Source organism: Pseudomonas sp. NC02 (assembly GCF_002874965.1).
Classification (GTDB): Bacteria; Pseudomonadota; Gammaproteobacteria; order Pseudomonadales; family Pseudomonadaceae; genus Aquipseudomonas.
On sequence record NZ_CP025624.1, the window covers coordinates 2,967,474 to 2,989,463 of the forward strand.

Sequence of the window (21,990 nt, forward strand, 5' to 3'; positions counted from 1 at the left end):
TGGCGAGGGAGCAAGCTCCCTCGCCACAGGTCATGTGTCGTCTTGGGTATTGAACTCCGTACGCAAACACCTGATCACCTCGCTCACCGAAGCTCCTTGAACCACCGGCGGCGTAGGGCTCTCACCAAACTCCCGCCAGATAAAAAGCGTCAGCTCCGCACCGTCGGTAGCCTTCTGCTGCGTCCCGAAATCCTGCAACACCCGATAGCGCTCATCCTGCCAGAACAGCGCTTCAACCCATCCATACACCGGTATGAAATGAAAGTGCAGCGGGAAGCCCGGCATATGCCCGAACCGGCTGATGTAAAGCCACTTGGGCTTCAACTGAGCCTCCATGACCCGCTGGGTTTTGGCCAGCAACCCACCCAGCTCCGCGAGCGCCGCATCGGGCATCTCGGCCAGTGAGTCAACCGGCGCCTTGGCACCCAGCATCAGGTAGCCCGGCAGTGCGGATGACAGGTGATGATTGAGCAGCCAGTGCTCGGTCTCATGCACAACAAAGGATGGATCGATCTTCATCGACGGGCTTCCATGCGAAGAGGCTTGGCAGGATACCAAGAGTCATCGCCCTGTATCCCGCAAATGCAGCGGATCTGTCTCTATCGCGGCATTCACCTTATCGGTACGGTTCATCCATACCTATTCAATGCCGAGAAAACCATGGACCTGACCGCAATCCCCTTTGGCACCACCGACTGGTCGACCCTCGAGCCGGTGATGCATCCCGGCGAAACCGGCAGTGCGTATTGGCGCACTTGCCAGTTCGGTTCAACCCGCGTGCGCATGGTCGAATACAGCGCCGGTTACCTGGCTGATCACTGGTGTTGGCGCGGGCATATCCTGCTGTGCCTGGAAGGTGAGCTGCACACCGAGCTGGAGGATGGCCGGCAGTTCACGCTGACTGCCGGGATGAGTTATCAGGTGGGCAATGACATGGAGGGGCATCGGTCATCGACTACCGTCGGGGCGAAGTTGTTCGTGGTGGATTGAGGCGTCAAGCCAGTCGCACAATCAACTTGCCGAAGTTGCGCCCCTCCAGCAGCCCGATAAACGCCTCAGGCGCTTGCTCTAGGCCCTCGACAATGTCTTCGCGCCACTTCAGCTTGCCCTGATCAATCCACTGCGCGGCTTCCTGCAAGAAGTCGTCCTGCTGCTCGTCAACAAACTCGGTCTGGATAAAGCCGCGCACTGTGAGGCTCTTGGCGAGGATGTCGTGCATAGTCGCCGGCAGTCGGTCGACCTGTTGCCCGGGCACCGAGCGGTCGTTGTAATGGGCGATCAGCCCACATACGGGTATCCGCGCAAAGTCATTGAGCAGCGGCCTCACGGCATCCCAAACCGCCCCCGAGACATTTTCGAAGTAAACGTCAATTCCATTGGGGCAGGCTTCGGCCAACTGCTGGGCAAAATCCGCTGCGCGATGGTCGATGACGGCATCAAACCCGAGTTCATTTTTCACGAATGCGCATTTCTCCGGCCCACCCGCGATACCCACCGCGCGTGCGCCCTTGATGCGGGCGATCTGGCCGACCACCGAGCCCACTGCGCCACTCGCCGCCGCCACTACCACGGTGTCACCGGGCTTGGGTTGGCCGATAGTGAGCAACCCCGAGTACGCGGTGAACCCCGGCATTCCAAGAACTCCCAGCGCTGTGCTGGGGTGGGCGATGCCCGGATCCAGAAGCCGCAGGTCGAGGCCGTCCGAGAGCGCAAATCGCTGCCAGCCGGCATAGGCAAGCACGATGTCGCCCTCTTGCCACAACGGGTTTCGTGAATGTTTGATCCGCGCGACCGTGCCGCCCACCATCACCTCGCCGATGCCCACTGGCTCGGCATAGGATTTGGCCGCACTCATGCGCCAGCGCATGTAGGGGTCGAGGGACAGATAGAGGTTTTCCAGCAACACTTCGCCTTCGGCAGGCTCGGGAATCGCGCTGTACTCCACGCGAAAATCGCTGGGTTGCGGGCGCCCGTCGGGGCGGGCGGCCAGTACGATGCGTTGGTTCTGGAGCTGGGTCATGAGGCTCTTCCTGGTTGATAACGTTCCAGCAGGGTAGTCATGCTCAAGCTATCGAGGTAGGGTGATAGCTGTTGATTCAGAGTTAACCCAAACATGATATCTGACGCGTTTGAACCCTATCTGCTACGAACCTTTATCTCGGTATGCCAGCACGGCAGCCTGAGTGGCGCAGCCCAGCAGGCGGGCAGGGCGCAATCGGCCCTAAGCGCACAAATCCGCCGGCTTGAGGAGTTGCTAGGCCAGCGGCTGTTGCGCAGAACAGGTCGGGGCGTGGTGCCCACTACCGAAGGCGAACTGCTGCTCACCTACGCGACGCGCATTCTGGCCTTGGGCGAGACGGTAGCAGCGCGCCTGAAAGAGCGCACGGTGATGGGCAATGTGCGCGTCGGGCTCTCGGAAGACGTGGCGGTATCGGCGTTGCCGGCAGCGCTCGGCCGGCTGCGGCGCGCCTGCCCGCATGTACACCTGGAGGTCGTTGTTGATCACGGCGACGCACTCGCCGAACGTTGGAATGACGGCGAGCTGGACGTGGCCATTGGCGTCAGCTCATCGTTCAACGCCGACCCTGTGCACGCCTGGAACGTCGAGCTGTACTGGGTGTGCGCGATTGATGAAGAAATCGATGCGGCGCTGCCGCTGGATGTCATCGTGTATGCCGAACCCTGTGCCTGGCGGCGCTTGATGTTTGATGCCTTGCTGAACGCCGGGCGGGATTTTCGGGTCACGGTGACCAGCCCGAACATTGGCGTAATCACCGCAGCGGTGGAGGGCGGATTGGGTGTGGCCTTGCTGCCGGCGGAGAATATTCGGCAGGAGACCATGCGCATCATTTCCTTGGCCGAAAGCGATGGGCCTATTTTGAGTGTCAACTACGGCCTGTACGCCGCTCCACGGCAAAGCGACAGCATCCGCGCGGCAGTGGAACTGCTCACCGAGAGTTTTCACGCGATGACTCAACCCTTGCGATAAACCCCCGCCAACTCCCGCGCCAGCCCAATGAAATTCTGCAACGGCGCCGACGGATTGAACGCGCGCCGCACCAGGGTGATCGGTGCCAGCAACCTGGGTCGCGCATCGCTGATCCGGCAGTACACCACGCTTTCGCGATGCACGTCGCGCATCGACGCCGGCACCACCGAGATGCCTTCGCCGGCGGCCACCAGGCTGACGTTGGTCAGCATGCGCTCCACTTCAAAGGCAATCTTCGGCTCGAAGCCGGCGTTCTGGCAGGCCTTGATCAGGTTGGCGTACATCCCCGGCGCGCCGGGGCGGCGGACCAGGATGAAGCGTTCGTCCTTGAGGTCGGCCATGGTGATTTTTGGCTCGGCGCCCTTGAGCAGCGCATGCCCGACGGGCAGGGTCAGCAGCATTTCTTCGTTGAGCAATCGGTGGAACGTGAGGCTCTGGTGGTCGCCCACCGGTGCGCGGAGGATGCCGATGTCGATGCGTTTTTCGATGGTGTCTTCGGTGACTTCCCGGGCGCTGCCTTCGTTGATCGAGAGCTCCACGCCCGGGTATTGCTCGCGGTAGGCACGGATGATTCGCGGGATCAGCGGGTGGGCGGCGGCGGAACTGGTGAAGGCAATGACCAACGTGCCTTCGATACCCTGGGCAGCGCGAGCCGCCTTGAGTGAACCTTGCTCGACGCGGGCGAGGATCACTCGCGCTTCATCGAGAAACACCAGCCCGCCGGCAGTCAGGTCGACGCCCTTGGGGTGTCGCTTGAACAGGTCGAATCCCAGCTCTTGTTCGAGGGCACGTATCTGTTGGCTGAGGGGCGGCTGCTGCATGTTCAGGCGAGCGGCAGCGCGGGTGAAATGTCGCTCTTCGGCCACCATGATGAAATAACGTAAATGGCGAAGTTCCATGGTGGTATATCCCGTGACAAGACTTTATTATTTGTGGCCTGAATGCGCCTTGGCGACCAATATGCCGAAAGTGGCCTGATCCGACAATAACAATAAATAAAAAGACCATGGAGCATTGATGCCAACCCGACTTGCCAATAATGCTACCTTGCCTATTTTGATTGCCATTGCACTCGGCATGGTAGTAGGGCTGTTTTATCCGGGCGTGGCAATCGAGATGAAGCTGCTCAGTGACGCCTTTATAAAAGTGGTCGGGTTACTGATGCCATTTCTGTTGTTTGTGCTGGTGTCGACCGGTGTCGCAGGTATCAAGCGCGAGCCCCACCATCGGCATGTAGTGGGGCGGATCGTGGTGTATTTCCAGCTGATGTCCCTTGCTGCATTGGTGTTGGGAATGTCGACGGGGTGGTTGTTCAGCCTGGATCATACGGCAGTGGCTAACCTGGATTTTGATCATCTGACACCGCCTGCCGCGCCCGAAACGCTGTTGCACGAGCTGTCGATGACCTCGATTTCGTCCAGTCTTTACAAGGTTTTCACCCAAAGCCTGGTGCTTCAGGTGATGCTGGTGGCGGTGCTGTGCGGCCTGCTGCTGGGGCGAGGCGGCCAGGTCGCAAACCGCTGCCTCGGTTGGCTGGAAGCGGCGGTCGCCGGGTTGTTCTGGTTGCTGCGGTTTATCCTGAAGTTCGCACCGCTGGCGGCGTTTGGGGCGATGGCATTTGTGGTGGGAAAGTACGGTTTAAGTTCGGTGCTGCCGCTCTTGAAGTTCATTGTTGTTATTTACCTGGTTTGCGCGGTGTTCGTCATTCTAGTGTTCGCCACGATTACCCGCCTGCTCGGCGTAAAATTGACCCGGCTAATTATTTACTTGAAAGAAGAGTTGTTGTTGGTGACGTTCACCGGCTCTTCAGTGGCCGCACTTCCAGGTTGCGTCAGCAAACTTGAGGCGCTGGGCTGTGATCGCCAATTAGTGCGCCTGGTGTTGACCACCGGGTATACGTTCAACTTGGCCGGTACCAATATTTACCTGACCACCGCCATCATGTTTCTGGCGCATCTGGCCGGGGTGGAGATTGCCGTGCCCGAGTTGCTGGCGGTGCTGGTGATCTGCCTGTTTACCTCGCTGGGGTCTACCAGTGTGGCGGGCTCGGCGCTGTTTACCCTGATTGCTACCTTGAACATCCTGCAACTGGTGCCACTGGAAGGGGTGGGTTTGTTGTTGGGAGTGGAGCGGCTTATGAAGTGTCGGTCGTTGACCAATGTGCTGGGCAATTGCGTGGCGTGCCTGGCGATATGCGGGTGGCAGAAGTCGATTGACCATGAGGTGTTGAAGCGGGAACTGAGTCACTGAGCCGAGTACACTTTCCAAGCCCAAACTCGGTCAAATGTGGGAGCGGGCTTGCTCGCGAATGCGGTGGGTCAGCCAATAAATCTGCTAACTGATACACCGCCTTCGCGAGCAAGCCCGCTCCCACATTCAGATCGCATTTCAGCCCTTGGCGTTGAGCAACTTGTCGAAGGCCTTGTCCAGGTTGCCTTCAGCACCTTTCAGCTTCTCACGACGCTCCTTCAACCAACTCTGGTCCGCGTCGAGATTCTTGCGCGCTTCCACCAGCATCCGCTTGACCTCTTCCGGCTGCGGCCCACCCGTACCCTTGCGAGTCTTGACCATCGTGGTCGGCGACAGCGCAGCACGGAAACCGGCCTCATCCAGCGGCAACGTATTCGGCGTCCATTTGTATTTGTCCGCGGCCTGGGTGTACAGCTTCTGCGCGTCCGCATACGCGAAGGTTTTCGGCGTGGTGCCATTGCTGCGCGCCTCGGTGACGATCAACGAGGCGAAGCTGTGGCCAATGCGGAACGGCACCTTGAACTGACGCTCCAGGGTGTCGGCCAACTCCATGGACGTGGTCCATTCCGACTCCAGCTCATCCAGCGCTCGCTGCGGGTTGATCTGCAGCGCATCGAGCACGGCATCCATGCTTTTGAACATGTCATCGGTGGACTGGAACAGCCCCAATGAATCGAACGCAAACTTGTAGTCGGTCATGCCGGTGGTGACGTTATGCGCGCGCAAGGTCACGGTTTGCGCCAGGCCCACCACGTCGGAGGCCGATTCCCGGGTGCGCATCAACAACCCCGGGTTGCGTTTTTGCGGCATCGCACTGCTGGTGTAGGTGGACTCTTCGTCCAGCAGCAACCAGGGGCGGATCTGATGGTACTGGGTATGGATATCGCCAATCATCGCGCCGATGCGGATCGCCGAAGACGCCGCGAGGTTGGCCGCCTCGATCGGGATGTCGTAGGTCGACACCTGGCTCGAATCCAGGGAGTTTTCCCGCACGCCGTCAAACCCCAGCAACTCGGCCAGGCGTTCGCGGTTCAGCGGGTAAGCGGAGTTCGCCAGTACCGCGGTGCCCATCGGGCTCAGGTTGAGGCGAGTGTAGAGTTCACGGATGCGTTGGCCGTCGCGATCAAATGCGGCTTCGAACGCCAGCAGGTAGTGCGCATAGCTGATGGGCATGGCCTGCACGCCGTTGGTGTAGGCGGGCACCAGGGTGTCGATGTTCTTGTCGGCGATGTTCAGGATACGTTGGCGGGTGGCGTTCAGTGCCTCGCTGTAGGCCAGCACCTGGGAGCGCAGTTTGGCCAGGCGGTAGGTGGCGAGCATGTCCTGGCGGCTGCGGCCGGAGTGGATCAGCGACGCTTCCGGACCGATCTTGTCGGTCATGATTTTTTCCAGTTGCAACACGTCTTCCGGGCGCTTGCCATCGGGCTGGTCGGCCTGGTCGATGGCAAAGCGCACGCCGCCGGCGATCTTGTGGCCCATGTCCGGCTTGACGATGCCTTCTTCGGTGAGCATCACGATCGAGGCTTTGTTGATGCGGTTCAACCAGGCGAACTGGGTTTGGGTCGGGTCGCCCTTGGCCTTGTGGGCGCTTTGCGAGGAGCCCGGCGTGGCGCCGACTTTGGCCGCCTGGGCGGCGCATTCTTCGGTGGTTTTGCAGGGCAACGCGCCGGTGTCGGCGGCGTAGGCGCCGTAACTGCTGAACAGGGCAAAGGCGACGGCCAGGTGGATCAGGCTTTTTCTGCTATTCATGTGCAACGCTCCGGGAAAAATCACAGCAAGGGCAGGGTGTAGCTGACGATAAAGCGGTTCTGGTCGATATCGCTGCCGCTGCCATTGCTGCGATACGTGCCATTGCGCCATTTCACTTCAAGGTTCTTCAGGGCACCGCTCTGGAACACGTAGCCGATATCGGTGTTGCGCTCCCACTCGGTACCTTCCAGGGTTCGGGTACGCACGAAGTTGTCACCCTTGAGGTAGCGGGTCATGAAGGTCAGGCCGGGGATGCCGAGGGCGGCGAAGTCATAGTCGTAGCGGGCCTGCCAGGACTTTTCCTCGGGGTTTGCGAAGTCTGGCGAGATCATCACGTAGTTGACGAGGTAGGAGTCGGTACCGTCCAGGTGGGGGAAGCCGGTGGTGCCTTTCATGCGCTGGTAGGCGGCGCCGAACGAGTGGCCGTGGAGGCTGTAGGTGAACTTGGCACCGAAGGCCTGGTTGTCGATGTTGCTGTTGCCTTCCTTGCTGGAGTCGGCGTAACGCAGGTCGGTCTTGAACGACTGCGCGTCACCCAGTGGCAGGGTATGGACCAGGTTGAAGATGTGTTGCTTGTAGTTGTTCTCGAGGTTGGCGTAGTGGTAGCCGGTGACCAGGGTTTTGGTCCAGCTGTAGCTGGCACTGGCGAAGTCGAATTTATCGCTGGGCACGGCACCCTTGATGCCTTTGCCGTCGACTTCGATGTCTGCATGACCGCTGTCGTTACGCAGGGTGTTGCTGGTCAGGCGCCCGGCATCGAAGGTCAGGCCGGCGATGTCCTGGCTGGTCAATTGAGTGCCGCGAAAGGTCTGGGGCAGCAGCCGGCCATCGTTGGGCAGTACGGTCGGCAGCTTGGGGATCAGCGTGCCGAATTTGAGCACGCTTTTGGAGATCCGTGCCTTGGCGGTGGCGCCCATTCGACTGTAGCTGTCCGGTGCGCCATCCTCGCCCACGGGAAGCAGGCCGGTGTTTTGGCGGTCGGGGCTTGAGTCCAGTTTCAAACCCTGCAGGCCGATGGCATCGAGGCCAAAGCCCACCAGGCCTTCGGTGTAACCCGACTGGTAATTGAGGATCAGCCCTTGGGCCCACTCATCGCGTTTGGACTGGTTCGCGTTGGGCTGGCGGTAATCGCTGTTGAAGTAGAAGTTGCGAAATTCGAGGTCGGCCTTGCTGTCTTTGAAAAAGTCAGCTTCGGCAAAGGTTGGGAAGGCGAGGGTCAAACCGAGGGTGGCCGAAGTCAAGCCCAGGGTAATGGGGGATTTGTTCATTGTTATTCCCGTTGTCTGCTGCTTATTTTTAGAATTATCTGGCCGGACGGCGACAGGGAGACGCGTCCGGCTTGCGCAGGCTAACGAGTTGTCTTGCAGATTGAAAATATATAGAAAGTGTTGATGCGAGACGAAAAAAGTATGAAGCGGATGCCCGATTTTTCAGACACTGAAGGGCCAATGTGGGAGCGGGCTTGCTCGCGAAAGCGGTGGATCAGTCAATACATCCGGTGACTGTCACACCGCATTCGCGAGCAAGCCCGCTCCCACACAAGCCCGCTCCCACATTTTGATCTGCGCTTTAGTGCATCTTGCTGTGATCCATGGTTTCCGTTGCATTCAACGCACGGGCTTGGGCCTTCACTTCGATCGACTGCTTTTCCCCCTTGGCGTTTTCCACGGTGACGGTCAGCGGCACCTGGTCGCCTTCCTTGATCTGGGCGGTGAGGTCGATCAGCATCACGTGATAGCCATCCGGGTCGAGCTTGACCGCCTTGCCCGCGGGCAATGGCACCGAGTCCACCGGGCCCATGCGCATCACGTCGTCCTTCATGGTCATCTCATGGATCTGCACGGTCTTGGCGACCGGCGACGCCACGCTGAGCAGTTTGCTGTCGCTGTCGGCGGTGACGGTCATGAACGCACCGCTGGACGGCTGGCCCGGTACCGAAGCGCGTACCCAGGCGTCGGTGACCACTGCCTGTGCACTGGCGTGGGCGGCGAGGCCGAGCAGGGAGAGACCGAGGGCGAAGCGCTTGAGGTGTTGAACGGCAGTCATTAGCAGACCTCCATGACGGTGAGCAGGTCTTCTGCGCACTCTTTGGCGTTAAGCGAGGCAGACAAGCCCAGGCGCAGGGTGCCCCGGGTGTCGAACACAAAGCTGGTGGCGGTGTGGGAGAGGGTGTAGCTGTCGCCGGCTGGGATCTTTTCATAAAAGATCCCGAATTCCTTGGCGGCCACGGCGATTTCTTCCGGGGTGCCGTACAGCGCCTGGAAGCTGGGGTCGAAGGCCTTGACGTAGGCGTCGAGTATCTTGGGCGTGTCGCGTTCGGGATCCAGGGTGATAAACACCACCTGCATGATCTTGCCGTCGCGGCCCATCAGTTTTTTCGCCTGGGCCATGCGCGCCAGGGTGGTCGGGCACACGGCCGGGCACTGGGTGAAGCCGAAGAACACCACCGGCATCAAGCCGCGGAAGGAACTCAAGGTGACGGTCTCGCCGTCAGTGTTCTTGAGCTTGAAGGTACGGCCCATGATCTTGTCGCTCAGATCCTTGCCGTACTTGAAGTTCAGTTTCGGGCTGTTGTCACAGCCGGCCAGCAGGCCCAGGCCCAGCAATCCCATGCCGGAGAGGACTTTGCGGCGGGTGAATAACGTACTCATCAACTGTGCATCCTGTGAAGCGCCTGGGTACCACGAAGCGTTAAATCAGGCGAGGAGAGCGTGGCATTCTAACAACCCGGGCCTCTGGGCGTAATCTGCGACGTTCTGTCACAGGCCCTGCCGAGCAAGACCAAATGTGGGAGCTGTCGAGCTTGAGCGAGGCTGCGAAGGGATCGGCTCGGTATTCCTGCAAGACCGTGGCGCCTGCATCGCAGCCTCGCTAAAGCTCGACAGCTCCTAGAGGGGGAATGGTAAAGTCGCCGCCATGAAACTCTCCCGCCCGGACCGTTCACTCATTGCCTGGACCCTGTATTTTTGCGTCCTGTTCAATGTGTTCGTCTGCGGTTTGGGCCATGGGCAGATGATGGGGCTTGAGCTCAATGGCCTGGGCGGTCAGTTCTGCTCAAGCCTGGGCACCAAGGCGCCGGCCTCGGATGCCGGCCTGGGCAATCCGACGGCCAGCAGCTGGTCGAACTTCTTCGCCTGCCCGGTGTGCTCCGCCGTGACCCTGGGCATCGTCTTCCTGTTTTGCCTGGCCTGGCTGTTGGGCCTGGGGCAAAAGCCGCGCCCGGCCCATGAGCGGCGCAACAAGGCCCCTCCGCGGTATTCCTGGCCTTCGGCCAACCCTCGCGCTTCCCCTGCATTCTGACGTGTGCCCCGGGCTTCCTGATACCAGGAGGCGTTCTATCGTCACGAGTGTGAGTGCGTTCCATGAGCTCTATCCTGCCTTCCGGCGCTGCCCGTCTGGTCAGCAAGGCGTCGCGCCGTCCGTCCCGCAGCGACGTGTTGCTACCGTCTGTCGAATACCCGAGTAACGCCCGCTGTTTCGTCCACCTGGATGCACGGTTGCTGCCTTACTGGCACACCTTGTTCGACATCTGCCCCGGTTTGCTCAAGCTCGACCCGCCGGAGGGCTTGAACCTGTTTCGCAGCTTCATGACCTGGGCTTACCGCAACCGTCCCTCCCTGGACTGGACCTACCATGTAAACGTGTGCCGTTGGCTGCTCGGTTCGGTGTATCGCACGCAGATCGATGAAGAGCCCATCGAAGCGTTCATGACGGCGGCGGCAGCCCGTTGGGTCAGCGATGACACCAGCCAGGCCCGGGGCGTGGTTGTGGCCTGGCAAGGCGCGCCGCTTCAGGTGGTGGACTGGAAGCCGGGCAGTGGCGTGGCGCTGCAAAGGCTGCCGCCGCTGCCCTGGGATTTCGCCTGGTGCACGTTGGACAGCCAGGGGCAGTTCAGCGGGTGGTTGCCGGTGCCTTGAGGTTCTGCTCAATCCATTGGGCAACGCTGGTCACGGCGATCTGTTGTTGCCCATTGAAGGTAATGGCAGGGTCCCAGGCCACGCCGTTGCCTTGGGCGAAGGCCACCCGGTATTTCATCAGGTTGTCCTCGGGTGCAGCGGCCAGTTCCGCTTCCAGGTAGCGCACCGACCAGCGTTCGCGTTTGAGGGTGAGCCCCAGTTGCGCATCCACGGTATCGGCCAGCTCGCCGTAGGTCAGGGTGTCTCCGGCGGTGTACACCACCTGATTGGTGATCGGCGGCGTGCTGAACAGGATGCGTGCCGTCAGCAGGCCGATGTCCTCAGGCGTGGTGACGGTGACAGCGGTGTCCCAATCTCCCAATGCATGCACGGTATTCTGCGCCAGGTCGACGACGCCGAAGGACGGTTCAAACAGGAAGCTGGTGAACATCCCGGTGGAGACAATCACCCATTGCGTGCCTTGCTGGGCGCGCAGCAAGTCGCGCACGTCAAGCTGTTCATCCCAGAGGTCCTGGGCCGAACCGCGGCCGATCACGTCGTAGTCCACACCGAACTGCCACGGTACATAACGTTTCACGCCGCCTGCGATGACCGCGCGGGTCAGCTTGCGCTGAGTGGCGGGGCCTGCGGCAAAGCCGATGCAACTGATCACGGTGTGATAGTCGGCGAACAACGTTGCCAGCTCGGCCTCGGAGCCATTGGCCAGGTCACCCGCCAGCAGCTCAATGCCCAAGGCGCGCAGTTCGATGATTTCCTGCTGTTTGGCCGGGTCGGGGGAGTTCAGTGTGGCGGGGCGCAGCAACACCGTCACAGACACATTTTGCGGTGCAGCCAGGCGGGACAGTTGGCGCAGTACCGCCAGGCCCAGTTCGCCGGCGCCCAGTACAAGGATCGAAGCAGTCATAGGGGTCTCGGTTCAGGTGAAAGTCATGCCATGCTTGCAGAATTGCCGACCGCGCATAAGAAGGCACACCAGTGATACCGGGAGTAGAAGGTGGATAACGACGAGATCATCAGGCGCTCACAAGCCGCCTGTGAAGCCCTTAGCGCCGATGAAGACGGGCTCAAACGGCAGGTGCTGACCCATGCGGGAAACCGCTGGTCGTTGGGCATCGTGCACCTGTTGGGCGTGAACGGCCGGCTGCGCCACGCCGAGATCGGCCGACGCATGGAGGGCGTCACCCAGCGCATGCTCACGCGGACCTTGCGCCAGCTGGAGCGCGATGGCCTGGTGCTGCGCCATGACTTCCAGGAGGTGCCGCCCAAGGTCGAATACCAGCTATCGGAGTTGGGCAAACAGCTGCTGGTGCACATGATTCCGTTGTGGACGTGGGTGGTGGAAAATGCCGACGGATTCAGGCGATCCCGGGAGCAGTTCGACGCTGATCAGGCGCTGTGATCAAGACGTGGGCCGGCAGTCTGCACGTTTGCTCGCAGGCCCATCCTCGGGAAACAGGTGCGCATGCAGGTAGTCGATAAACACCCGCAGCTTGGGCGTTGGATGGCGGCCCGAAGGCCACATGATCCGGAAGTTCTCTGCTTCCGAACACGCCTCCAGCACCGGCACCAATTGTCCGCTGTCGAGCCATTCACGAATGGCGAAATCCGCCAGGTAGGCGATGCCGATACCTTGCACGGCAAAGCAGATGCGCGCTTCCAGGTTGTTGCAGACCATCGCGGCGGGCAGTGGGAAATCAGCTTCCACCCCGTCCTGGCGCAGGGGCCAGCGCTGCATTTTGCCGGTGTTGGGGTAGCGGAACTTGATGCATGCATGCTGAGCCAGGTCTTCCGGCCGTTGCGGCGTGCCGCGCTCGGCGAGGTAAGCCGGTGATGCTACCAGCAGCATCCGGTAGCCGCCGATCAGGCGCGATGTGAGGCGCGAGTCGGGCGCTTCACCGCTGCGCAGCACGGCGTCGTAACCTTCTTCCACCACGTCCACGCGGCGGTCGGTAAAGCTCAGGTCCAGCTGCACCTCGGGGTAGGCTTTCTTGAATTGCGCGAGCACCTGCAAGAACGGATGGCCCACCAGCGGCAGGCTGACCTTGAGCCGGCCACGAGGCGCCGACACGGTTTGCGAAAGCTCGGCTTCGGCTTCGTCGATCTCCATCAGGATGCGCCGGCTGCGCTCCAGAAACAGCTCGCCCTCGGCAGTCAGCGTGACGCTGCGGGTGCTGCGGTTGAACAGGCGCACACCCAGGCGTTCCTCCAGGCGTACCACGCTCTTGCCGACTGCCGAGGCCGTTACGCCCAGCACGCGCCCGGCGGCGACAAAGCTGCGGGTTTCGGCGACCTGCACAAAAACATTCAGGGTGTTGAGGCTGTCCATCGAGGCTCCGGTTTGGCTGAGGCGAGGCCTGGCTACCTTATCCCGATTGCGGAACAAAAGCTCCGTAGACAGTGGAGCCGGCGCCCCCTTAATCCCGTGAGGACAGGCCCATATCCTTGTGGCATTGCCCATTCACGAGGAATACCAAGATGACCGACACCATGAAACGCTGGGAAACACCTGCATTGGGACTGCACACACTGCGCCTTGCCGACGTGCCACGCCCCATCGCGAAGGCCGGGGAGGTATTGGTGCGCGTCGAGGCCGTCTCGCTCAATTACCGCGACGGTGAAGTGGTCGAAAACAGCATGGGTGCCGACCTCACATTCCCATTCACGCCGGCCTCCGACATGGCGGGCACGGTGGTCGCCGTGGGCGAGGGCGTTACGCGTTTCAAGGTGGGCGACAAGCTGCTGTCGACGTTTTTTGCCGGATGGGTCGATGGCGCTCCGCTGTCCTGGAGTGAAGCGCCGCCTCAGGGTGGCCCGCTCCCCGGCATGCTCGCCGAGTACGTGGCAACACCTGCCGAATGGTGCGTGCATGCGCCCCTCAGCCTCACCGCAGGGCAGGCCAGCACCTTGCCAGTGGCCGCCTTGACGGCGTGGATGGCGCTGTTCGAACTGGGCCACCTGCACGCCGGCCATACCGTGGTGGTGCAGGGCACCGGTGGCGTCTCGTTGTTTGCGGTGCAACTGGCTGCGGCCAATGGTGCCCGCGTTATCATCACCAGTAGCAGCGATGAAAAGATCGCGCGTGCCATAGAGCTGGGTGCCACCCATGGCATCAACCGCAGCCGGGTACCGGAATGGCACACGGCGGTGCAAGCGCTGACCGATGGGCGTGGCGCCGAACATATCCTGGAAATGGCCGGCGGTGACAACCTCACGCGTTCCCTGCACGCGGTAGCCAACGGTGGGCGCATCTCGGTGATCGGCCTGCTGGAGAGTGACCAATTGAATGCTCCGGTCATGGCCTTGCTGGGCAAGCGGGCCTCCATCATCGGCATCTCCGTGGGGCCGCGCCGCGCATTGGAAGATCTGATTGCCATGATCGACCGCCACGGCATCGAGCCGGTAATCGATCACACCTACGGCTTCGAGCAAGTGCCCGAAGCCTTCGCTCATCTCGGGCGCGGTGCCTTTGGCAAGATCGTGATCGAGGTCGGCCGGTGATCTACATCATTCTGGGTCTTTTCGGCCTGTACACCCTGGAGTTTGGTGTGGTCGGTATTTTACCGATGATCGTCGAACGTTTCGGCATCAGCGTGTCTCAGGCCGGGTTATTGATGGGCTTGTTTGCGCTGATCGTGGCGGTGCTGGGGCCTTTCCTGGTGCTGATGGCGTCGCGCCTGGCGCGCAAGAAAATCCTGGTGGGCGCGCTCTTTGGTTTTTCCGTGTGCAGCGTGCTGTCGGCGTTTGCGCCGAACTTCGAAACCTTGATGGCGTTGCGGGTAATTCCGGCGATGCTGCACCCGGTGTTTTTTGCCGCTGCGTTTTCCACCGCGGTGTCCTTGTACCCCAAGGACCGCGCGGCGCATGCCACGGCCCTGGCCGTGGTGGGCACCACCTTGGGCCTGGTGCTTGGGGTGCCGCTGACCACATGGGTGGGCGCGAGTATTTCCTATGAGGCATCGTTCTTCTTCTGCGCTTTGGCAACGGGGTTGGCAGGTGTCGGACTGCTGTTGAAACTGCCCCATCATGAACGCCCGATGCCGCTGAGTTTCGGCAAGCAACTGGCGGTGCTGCGCAGCCTGTCGGTGTGGCTGGCGATCATCGCGACGGTGCTGGTGTTCACCACGATGTTTTCGGTCTACAGCTATGCCGCCGAGTACCTCAGGACCCAGACCGGCATGGATGGCCAGGCCATCAGCATCATGCTGGTGATCTTCGGCGTGGGCGGTGTCACGGGCAACCTGTTGGTGGGCCGGTTATTGGGCAAAAGCATGGTGGCGACGGTGGTGCTGTACCCCATTGTGCTGGCGGCGGCGTACGTGGTCTTGTACGCGTTCGGCAGCCCGTCGTGGTGGTCGATGAGCTTGATTGTGCTGCTGTGGGGCGCTGCGCATACCTGCGGGCTGGTGGTCACGCAAGTCTGGCTGACCTCGTCGGCGCCCGAGGCGCATGAGTTCGCAACCAGCCTGTATGTGTCCTCGGCGAATGCCGGCGTGGTGATCGGGGCGTCCGTGGGCGGGCTGTTTATCAATGCATTCGGCACCACCGGAGTGATCGGCTGCGGCTTGATATTTGCCGCACTGTCATTGCTTGTGATTGGGTGGAAGGCCTTGGCGTTCGGAGGCGCCAAGGCATTGCCCGCAGACCTGTGCGCTGCGCATTAGGCCTGCGGGGCCATGGTCAACGCAGGGTGTAGCCGCCGTCGACCACCCAGTCCTGGCCAAACACACTGCGTGCGCCCTGGCTCAACTGGAACAGGATCACATCGGCAATAGCGCCCGGCTCTAGGAATTGCCCATTGAGCAGGCGCTGATTGACTGTGGTGGCAACGCCGCCCAACGCTTCGTCACTGAGCCCCAAGGTGCTCCAGATCGGCGTGGCGGTGGGGCCGGGCGATACCATGTTCAGACGAATGCCATGGGGCGCCAGCTCCACCGCCAGGGTGCGCATTTGCGCCCGCAAGGCGGCCTTCGAAGCAATATACGCGGCGAGCCCAGGGAAGGTCGCCAGCTCCAGGAATGTACCGATAAATACCACCGACGCCTGGGCGGCCATTTGCTCGCGTAGGCTGCCGAGGGTGTTGAGAGCCGCGGCTCCATTGACGGCCCATTGCCGGTCAAAGGCGGCCAGGTCCAGGCCATCGGCCAGTTGTGCGATCCCGGCATTGGGCACGAGGTAATCCACCGGTCCGATGGACGCCGTCAACTGCGCCAGGCGTGCCTGGTCGGCAGCCTGGGTGACATCCCCCGCCAGCCAGTAGAGCTGCTCGCCAAAACGCTCCGCCAATGCGCCCAATTCGCCAATCTGTCGCGACATGGCGACCACTTGCGCACCTTGTTCAAGCAGCTTGCAGGTGACAGCCAGGCCGATACCTGAACTGGCACCGGTCACTACGGCAAGGCGGTGGTTGAAGTCATTGTTCATGGGGTTCTCTTTATAGATTGCCAAAGGGGCGCGCAGCACTGATCAGGATTCATGCCATATGAAAAGTTCCTATAAATCAGTTGGATATATTTTTTGTAGTCGATATGACACGAGTGTTATGTAGTCCTTATGACGTGCTGTAGTCGTTATGACCAAGGCCCGTTTTCGAGCTGATCGAAGGCTTGGCTTTTTTGCGATAGTTGTTGGCGTTATCGCGATGACGGCGCTGGCACTTTCCTTGGTTAATGGCGGCTGTTTTCTCTACGTCAGGCTCATTACGTCATGTCGCTTATTCCGCGCAAAAAAGTCATTCGCCAGGTGATCGCCACCCGTCAACGCTTGCAAGCCATCAGCGTGCTGGGCGCTACCGGTTCGGTGGGCGTCAACGTATTGGACGTTATCGCGCGTCACCCCGAGCGCTATAAAGTCTTCGCCCTCAGCGGGTTCACCCAACTGGAGCTGTTGAAAAAACAATGCTTGTTGCACCGTCCGGACTACGCCGTGGTGCCCACGCCGCAAGCCGTGGCGACGCTGCAGAAGCAACTGTTGGAGGAGGGCTCTCAGACTCAGGTAGTGGGCGGCGAAAGCGGTCTGAAATTCGTCGCCGGTCACCGGGATGTGGACACGGTGGTGGCCGCTATCGTCGGTGCGGCGGGCTTGAATGCAACGATGGCCGCCGTCGAGGCCGGCAAGAAAATCCTCCTGGCCAACAAAGAGGCACTGGTGATGTCCGGTGCGTTGTTCATGCAGGCGGTGCGCAGCAGTGGGGCGGTGCTGTTACCGCTGGACAGCGAGCACAACGCAATCTTTCAGTGCCTGCCGTCCCATGCTCAACACGGCCTGGCCCACGCGGGCGTGCGGCGCATTCTGTTGACTGGCTCCGGCGGGCCGTTTAGCCAAACGCCGATGGCGCAACTGCACAACGTAACGCCGGACCAAGCCTGCGCTCACCCGAAATGGTCCATGGGCCGCAAGATTTCGGTGGACTCGGCAACCCTGATGAACAAGGGACTCGAACTGATCGAGGCCTGTTGGTTATTCGGCGCCAGGCCGTCCCAGGTCGAGGTAGTGATCCATCCGCAAAGCGTCGTCCATTCGCTGGTGGATTACGTCGACGGCTCAATGCTCGCGCAGTTGGGGAACCCGGACATGCGCACGCCCATCAGCCATGCCCTGGCCTGGCCGCAACGGATCGATTCAGGGGTTGAACCACTGGATTTGTTCAAGGTGGCCCGGCTGGATTTCGAAGTACCGGACGAGAAGCGCTTTCCTTGCCTGGCCCTGGCGCGCGAGGTGGCGGATGTGGGCGGCACGGCACCGGCGTCGCTCAATGCGGCCAATGAAGTCGCGGTGCAGGCCTTTCTGGACGGACGCATCGGCTTCATGCAGATCGCCGAGTGCATCCGGCATGTGCTGGACAAGGAGCCGGTGGTGGCGGTGACGGACCTGTATGGCGTCATGGAGGCCGACGCCAGTGCCCGCCGGTGGGCACTCGGATGGCTGAATCAGCACTATCAGCGATGATCAGCCGTAGCTGACCCGGTCGCGAATCTTCAGCACAGCCTTATGGTCGGCCAGCACTTCCGGGAGTGAACTGCGCAGGTACTCCACCCAGGTTTTGATTTTTGCATCCAGGTAGTGCCGGGAAGGGTAGATGGCGTACAGGCTCAGTTCTTCCAGGCGGTACTCGGGCAGGACTCGCACCAGAGTGCCGCTGCGCAGCCCCTTGATTGCCGCATGCACCGGCAGGATGCCCACGCCCATGTCGTTGCTGATGGCGGTCTTCATGGCGTCGACCGAGTCCACCAGGAACGGCGAGCTGCTGATGGTGACGCTCTCCTGGCCTCGGGGGCCGTCGAACGTCCAGTCTTCCAGCGGGATCACCGGGCTGACCAGCCGCAGGCAGGCGTGGCTGAGCAGGTCTTGCGGCGTTTGCGCGGCACCATGGTTTTTTATGTAGGACGGTGAGGCGCAGACGATGCTGTAGGTCGTGCCCAGTTTCTGTGAAACGTGGCTGGAATCGGGCAGGTCAATGGCCAACACAATCGACACGTCGAACCCTTCGTTGACCAGGTTCGGCGTGCGGTTGCTCATGCTCAGGTTGAACGTCACGTCGGGGTAGTTCTTGCGGTAGCGTGCGATGGCGTCCACCACGTAGTGCTGGCCGATGCCTGTCATCGAGTGCACTTTCAACTGGCCGGTAGGGCGTGTGTGGGCGTCGCCGGCTTCCAGCTCCGCTTCCTCGACGGAGCGCAGGATTTGCTCGCAACGCAACAGGTAGCGTTTGCCGGATTCGGTCAGTGCGGTACGGCGTGTGGTGCGGTTGAACAGGCGGGTTCGCAGGTGGGTTTCAAGGTTGGAAATGGAGCGCGAAATATGGGTGGTGTTGCTATTCAACTGCACTGCCGCGCCAGTAAAACTGCCGACTTCGGCAACGCAGCGGAAGATGCGCATGTTCTGCAGGATGTCCATCGATGCTCTCCAGGTGGAACGTTTTTTAGTGTGGCATGAACTCATCCACGGCTGTAAACGCTATTTATTGTGGATTTTTACGTAACAGTCATTCACGTTTCTGATGACTTACCGGGGCGCATGGAAGCCCCTAGAGTCGCCGCCCCATTTCCCGTCAGCCGGAAGGTCGCGTGCCTCGACTCACTGTTCGTCGTTTCAATATCGCCGGTAGAGCGGGCCGCTGGCTGGTGTCGCTGCCCTGGCGCCGGGGCTTCATGGAGTGGGCCCGCAGCGATGGGGTGATGTGGATCTACCTGGGCAAGGTATTGATCGCCTCGTACCTGACCCTGTGGCTGGCGATGCGCCTGGAACTGCCACAACCGAGCACCGCGATCACCACTGTGTTTATCGTGATGCAGCCCCACAGCGGGCACGTCCTCGCCAAGAGTATCTATCGCTTCATCGGCACGTTGGTGGGCTCATCGTTCATGGTGCTGTTGATGGCCCTGTTTGCCCAGAGCACCGAGCTGTTTCTCGCGGGCCTGGCATTGTGGGTGGGGTTGTGTTCCGGTGGTGCCGCGCGCAATCGCAACTTCCGCGCCTATGGATTTGTGCTCGCCGGCTACACGGCGGTGATGGTCGGGCTTCCCGTGGTGGGCCATCCGCAGCAGGTATTCATGGCGGCCGTCTGGCGAGTGCTGGAGATCACCTTGGGGATCGTCTGCGCGACGCTGATCAGCGCCACCGTATTGCCTAAAACCTCCAGCGTGGCGATGCGCAACACGTTGTACCAACGCTTTGGCCGCTTTGCCGGATTTGTGCGGCAGCGCCTGCGTGATACCGGTGACCAGGCGGCCTTCGAGAGCGCCAACCTGGGGTTTATCGCCGAGGCCGTTGGCCTGGAAGTAATGCGCAGCGTCAGCGTGTTCGAAGACCCTTACATGCGCCAGCGCAATGGGCGAATCAACCGCCTCAACAGCGAGTTCATGGCGATCACCACGCGTTTCAACGCGCTGCATCAACTGCTTGAACGGGTTCGCCTGCGCGGTGGCGTGGAGGTGGTCCAGGCCGTCGATCCGGGGTTGATCGCGTTGGCCGAGCTGCTCAAACCCTTCGCCGGGCACCCATTGACGGACCGTGACGCGGCCGTGCTGTCCACCGAACTGAAAGTCTACAAAGCCGGCTTGCCAGACCGGGTCCGGCGCCTGCGTGCGGCGTTGCAACATACCGCTCCCGTAGCCGATGACCTGCTGGACTTTCACACCGCGTATGAACTGCTCTACCGCTTTGTCGACGAGCTGCACAGCTACGCCCAGACGCATGCGTCCCTCGCCGATCACAACCATGTGCGAGAGCAATGGAACGAACCGTTTCAACCTCGGACCAACTGGCTGGCGACCCTTGCGGCCGGGTTGCGCGCCGCGGTGGTGTTACTGGTGCTCAGTACGTTGTGGATTGCCACCAGTTGGCCCAGCGGCGCGGCCATGACCCTGGTGTCGGCGCTGACCGTAGGCCTGTCGGCGTTCTCTGCCAACCCCAGGCGCATGTCGTTTCAAATCGCCTGCGGTACGCTACTGGCAGCGGTGATTGGCATTTTCGAAGTGTTTTTCGTGTACCCGATGATCGACGGTTTTCCGTTGCTGTGCGTGGTCATGGCGCCGGTGATCGTACTGGGTTCGTTCTGGCTGGCGAGGCCGCAATTGGCCGGCTATGGCCTGGGCATGCTGGTGTTTTTCGGCACCAGCTCAGTGCCTGCCAACCTGACGCTGTACAACCCCTACGGGCTGATCAATGACTATCTCGCCATGGTGTTTGGCATGTTGGTGTGCGCCGCGGCGGGGGCGATTATCCTGCCACCCAACAGCCCTTGGCTGTGGCGCCGGCTGGAACAGGATCTGCGCCGCCAGGTGGTGGTTGCCATCAGCGCGCCGTTGCCGGCGCTGGGCTCCGGTTTCGAAAGCGGCACCCGCGACCTGCTCAACCAGGCCTACAACTTTGCGGCGGGCAGGGCATCGGTGCAGCATCGCCTGCTGCGCTGGACGTTCGTGGTACTGGACGTGGGGCACGCGATCATCGAGTTGCGCCGCGAGCAGGCCCGGTTGCCGGCGCAGGCCTGTTACGCCGAGAGCATGCCCTGGCGCCTCGCCATCCGGGCAATGGGTCGCGCACTGGTGCGGTTGTTCGTCAAGCCTGGGCCCGGTTATTTGCAGCGCGCGCTGGAGGCTGTCGAGCACGCCATTGAGTGCGTGCAACAGACCGATGAGCCATTCGCCGGGAACTTTGAGACTTCAGCCCTGAGACGGGTGGAAAGCTACCTGCACTTCATCCGCACCTCGCTGCTCGACCCGCAATCGCCGCTGGTCCACTACAACCAGCCGGGAGAAAAAGTGGCGCAATCGAGCGACTAGTTGGCGGGCCGGAAGGAGTCTGGGTGAGCATAAATCTCCATACTCGAGGGGCATGATCTTTCAGGAGTGGCCCATGTACGCCGGTCTTTGCAATCACGCCTGGGTCGCCTCGATCATCGATGGCATTCGTGAACAACGTAGCGCGATCCGCGACCACCTGGAGGCCCAGTACCTGCTGGAAGTCGAAACCGCCCGACTCGCTGCGCGCCGTCGCACCCTGGAGGATATCCGCCGGTTGTGGCACGCCCTGGCGCGGCGTGGCGAATATAACCTCGGGGATCAACTCGACGATTTCGTCGACCGCGACCAGGCCTTGCACGGTGCGGTGGCCGTGGCTTCCCACAACGTGGTCTTGCAGTCGATGTACCGCGCATTCAGCTCTTCGTTCCACAGCCAGTATCTGGCGATTTTTGCCGACAACGAGTTGTATGAGCCGGGGCTTGAAGCCCATGCGCAAGTCGTCCAGGCGATTATCTTTGGCGATGAAGACGCGGCAGTCGAGGCGGTACGCGCGATGTTCGATCCCATGCTGGAAAAGCTCCGCTGGCTGTCGGAGCGAGACGGCACTGCAGCGTGAGTCGTTGTACTCGCAGTTGACTTAAGACCCTCGTGGAAAGCCCGTTCCAGACGCCTGCGCGTCGTCCTCATTGTTACAAAAACTGGAAAAGTGAATGCCCGTTTTGGCGGCTGTTTTCACAACCGCCAGGCCTATATCGTGCGCGCCTCCCGTCGAATGAAAACACTGCAACACACAATAAAAAACGGCTGCCATCACTGGGTCGACGGGACAGTCGTGTTCACTGTT

General features: G+C 61.1%; 22 protein-coding genes. 11 read left to right on the forward strand and 11 right to left on the reverse strand.

Annotated elements, in window-relative coordinates:
- Positions 1–30: 30 nt before the first annotated feature.
- Positions 31–519, reverse strand: coding sequence for an HIT family protein (locus C0058_RS14070; protein ID WP_102368849.1), 489 nt, complete (start codon positions 517–519; stop codon positions 31–33).
- Between the two features lie 141 nt (positions 520–660).
- On the opposite strand from C0058_RS14070, the gene C0058_RS14075 reads away from it, so the two are divergent.
- A complete protein-coding gene (locus C0058_RS14075) occupies positions 661–990 on the forward strand; it encodes a DHCW motif cupin fold protein (protein WP_003207343.1) in 330 nt (109 codons plus the stop codon).
- 4 nt (positions 991–994) lie between these two features.
- Here the strand turns inward: C0058_RS14075 and C0058_RS14080 are convergent, their stop codons facing one another.
- Positions 995–2,020, reverse strand: a complete 1,026-nt coding sequence (locus tag C0058_RS14080; RefSeq protein ID WP_003207345.1) for an NADP-dependent oxidoreductase — start codon at positions 2,018–2,020, stop codon at positions 995–997.
- 93 nt (positions 2,021–2,113) lie between these two features.
- On the opposite strand from C0058_RS14080, the gene C0058_RS14085 reads away from it, so the two are divergent.
- The gene (locus C0058_RS14085) at positions 2,114–2,989 is read left to right on the forward strand and encodes a LysR family transcriptional regulator (RefSeq protein ID WP_102368850.1); all 876 of its coding nucleotides are present in this window, start codon (positions 2,114–2,116) and stop codon (positions 2,987–2,989) included.
- Here C0058_RS14085 and C0058_RS14090 read toward each other — a convergent pair.
- Positions 2,974–3,888, reverse strand: coding sequence for a LysR family transcriptional regulator (locus C0058_RS14090; protein ID WP_102368851.1), 915 nt, complete (start codon positions 3,886–3,888; stop codon positions 2,974–2,976). The genes C0058_RS14085 and C0058_RS14090 overlap by 16 nt on opposite strands.
- A gap of 118 nt (positions 3,889–4,006) precedes the next feature.
- Here C0058_RS14090 and C0058_RS14095 point away from each other — a divergent pair, with 118 nt between their 5' ends.
- Positions 4,007–5,239, forward strand: coding sequence for a cation:dicarboxylate symporter family transporter (locus C0058_RS14095; protein ID WP_102368852.1), 1,233 nt, complete (start codon positions 4,007–4,009; stop codon positions 5,237–5,239).
- A gap of 138 nt (positions 5,240–5,377) precedes the next feature.
- Here the strand turns inward: C0058_RS14095 and C0058_RS14100 are convergent, their stop codons facing one another.
- The 4 genes from C0058_RS14100 to C0058_RS14115 all read right to left on the reverse strand — a co-directional run bounded on the left by C0058_RS14100 (position 5,378) and on the right by C0058_RS14115 (position 9,639).
- Positions 5,378–6,988, reverse strand: a complete 1,611-nt coding sequence (locus tag C0058_RS14100) for an argininosuccinate lyase (RefSeq protein WP_003207353.1) — start codon at positions 6,986–6,988, stop codon at positions 5,378–5,380.
- Positions 6,989–7,008: 20 nt separating this feature from the next.
- On the reverse strand, positions 7,009–8,256 hold the full coding sequence (locus C0058_RS14105; protein ID WP_102368853.1) for an OprD family porin: 1,248 nt from the start codon (positions 8,254–8,256) through the stop codon (positions 7,009–7,011).
- 301 nt (positions 8,257–8,557) lie between these two features.
- A complete protein-coding gene (locus tag C0058_RS14110) occupies positions 8,558–9,034 on the reverse strand; it encodes a copper chaperone PCu(A)C (RefSeq protein WP_003207356.1) in 477 nt (158 codons plus the stop codon).
- On the reverse strand, positions 9,034–9,639 hold the full coding sequence (locus tag C0058_RS14115) for an SCO family protein (protein WP_003207358.1): 606 nt from the start codon (positions 9,637–9,639) through the stop codon (positions 9,034–9,036). The genes C0058_RS14110 and C0058_RS14115 overlap by 1 nt, the downstream gene beginning before the upstream one ends.
- A 265-nt stretch (positions 9,640–9,904) precedes the next feature.
- Here C0058_RS14115 and C0058_RS14120 point away from each other — a divergent pair, with 265 nt between their 5' ends.
- Complete coding sequence (locus C0058_RS14120; protein WP_003207359.1) at positions 9,905–10,288, forward strand: DUF2946 domain-containing protein; 384 nt, start codon at positions 9,905–9,907, stop codon at positions 10,286–10,288.
- 62 nt (positions 10,289–10,350) lie between these two features.
- Positions 10,351–10,905: a putative natural product biosynthesis protein gene (locus C0058_RS14125; protein ID WP_102368854.1), complete on the forward strand. Its 555-nt coding sequence runs from the start codon at positions 10,351–10,353 to the stop codon at positions 10,903–10,905.
- Here the strand turns inward: C0058_RS14125 and C0058_RS14130 are convergent.
- Positions 10,880–11,809 carry an aromatic alcohol reductase gene (locus C0058_RS14130; protein ID WP_102368855.1) on the reverse strand — a complete coding sequence of 310 codons (930 nt, stop codon included), beginning with the start codon at positions 11,807–11,809 and terminating at the stop codon, positions 10,880–10,882. The genes C0058_RS14125 and C0058_RS14130 overlap by 26 nt on opposite strands.
- Before the next feature lie 90 nt (positions 11,810–11,899).
- Here C0058_RS14130 and C0058_RS14135 point away from each other — a divergent pair, with 90 nt between their 5' ends.
- A complete protein-coding gene (locus tag C0058_RS14135) occupies positions 11,900–12,304 on the forward strand; it encodes a helix-turn-helix domain-containing protein (protein ID WP_003207365.1) in 405 nt (134 codons plus the stop codon).
- Here C0058_RS14135 and C0058_RS14140 read toward each other — a convergent pair whose 3' ends face one another.
- Positions 12,305–13,231, reverse strand: coding sequence for a LysR family transcriptional regulator (locus tag C0058_RS14140; protein WP_003207367.1), 927 nt, complete (start codon positions 13,229–13,231; stop codon positions 12,305–12,307).
- 149 nt (positions 13,232–13,380) lie between these two features.
- Here C0058_RS14140 and C0058_RS14145 point away from each other — a divergent pair, with 149 nt between their 5' ends.
- Both C0058_RS14145 and C0058_RS14150 read left to right on the forward strand, forming a co-directional pair.
- Complete coding sequence (locus C0058_RS14145; RefSeq protein WP_003207368.1) at positions 13,381–14,403, forward strand: NAD(P)-dependent alcohol dehydrogenase; 1,023 nt, start codon at positions 13,381–13,383, stop codon at positions 14,401–14,403.
- The gene (locus C0058_RS14150) at positions 14,400–15,566 is read left to right on the forward strand and encodes an MFS transporter (RefSeq protein ID WP_003207370.1); all 1,167 of its coding nucleotides are present in this window, start codon (positions 14,400–14,402) and stop codon (positions 15,564–15,566) included. The genes C0058_RS14145 and C0058_RS14150 overlap by 4 nt, the downstream gene beginning before the upstream one ends.
- A 16-nt stretch (positions 15,567–15,582) precedes the next feature.
- On the opposite strand, the gene C0058_RS14155 is transcribed toward C0058_RS14150, so the two are convergent.
- Complete coding sequence (locus C0058_RS14155; RefSeq protein WP_003207372.1) at positions 15,583–16,326, reverse strand: SDR family NAD(P)-dependent oxidoreductase; 744 nt, start codon at positions 16,324–16,326, stop codon at positions 15,583–15,585.
- Positions 16,327–16,608: 282 nt separating this feature from the next.
- Between C0058_RS14155 and ispC the strand changes: the two genes are divergently transcribed.
- On the forward strand, positions 16,609–17,850 hold the full coding sequence (ispC, locus tag C0058_RS14160; protein WP_102368856.1) for a 1-deoxy-D-xylulose-5-phosphate reductoisomerase: 1,242 nt from the start codon (positions 16,609–16,611) through the stop codon (positions 17,848–17,850).
- Here the strand turns inward: ispC and C0058_RS14165 are convergent, their stop codons facing one another.
- A complete protein-coding gene (locus C0058_RS14165) occupies positions 17,851–18,798 on the reverse strand; it encodes a LysR family transcriptional regulator (RefSeq protein WP_003207376.1) in 948 nt (315 codons plus the stop codon).
- 254 nt (positions 18,799–19,052) lie between these two features.
- Here C0058_RS14165 and C0058_RS14170 point away from each other — a divergent pair, with 254 nt between their 5' ends.
- Both C0058_RS14170 and C0058_RS14175 read left to right on the forward strand, forming a co-directional pair.
- A complete protein-coding gene (locus C0058_RS14170; RefSeq protein ID WP_087692419.1) occupies positions 19,053–21,185 on the forward strand; it encodes an FUSC family protein in 2,133 nt (710 codons plus the stop codon).
- Between the two features lie 73 nt (positions 21,186–21,258).
- Positions 21,259–21,762 (forward strand): FadR/GntR family transcriptional regulator, encoded by a 504-nt coding sequence (locus tag C0058_RS14175; RefSeq protein ID WP_003207381.1) that lies wholly within the window; start codon positions 21,259–21,261, stop codon positions 21,760–21,762.
- The last annotated feature ends 228 nt before the right edge of the window (positions 21,763–21,990 follow it).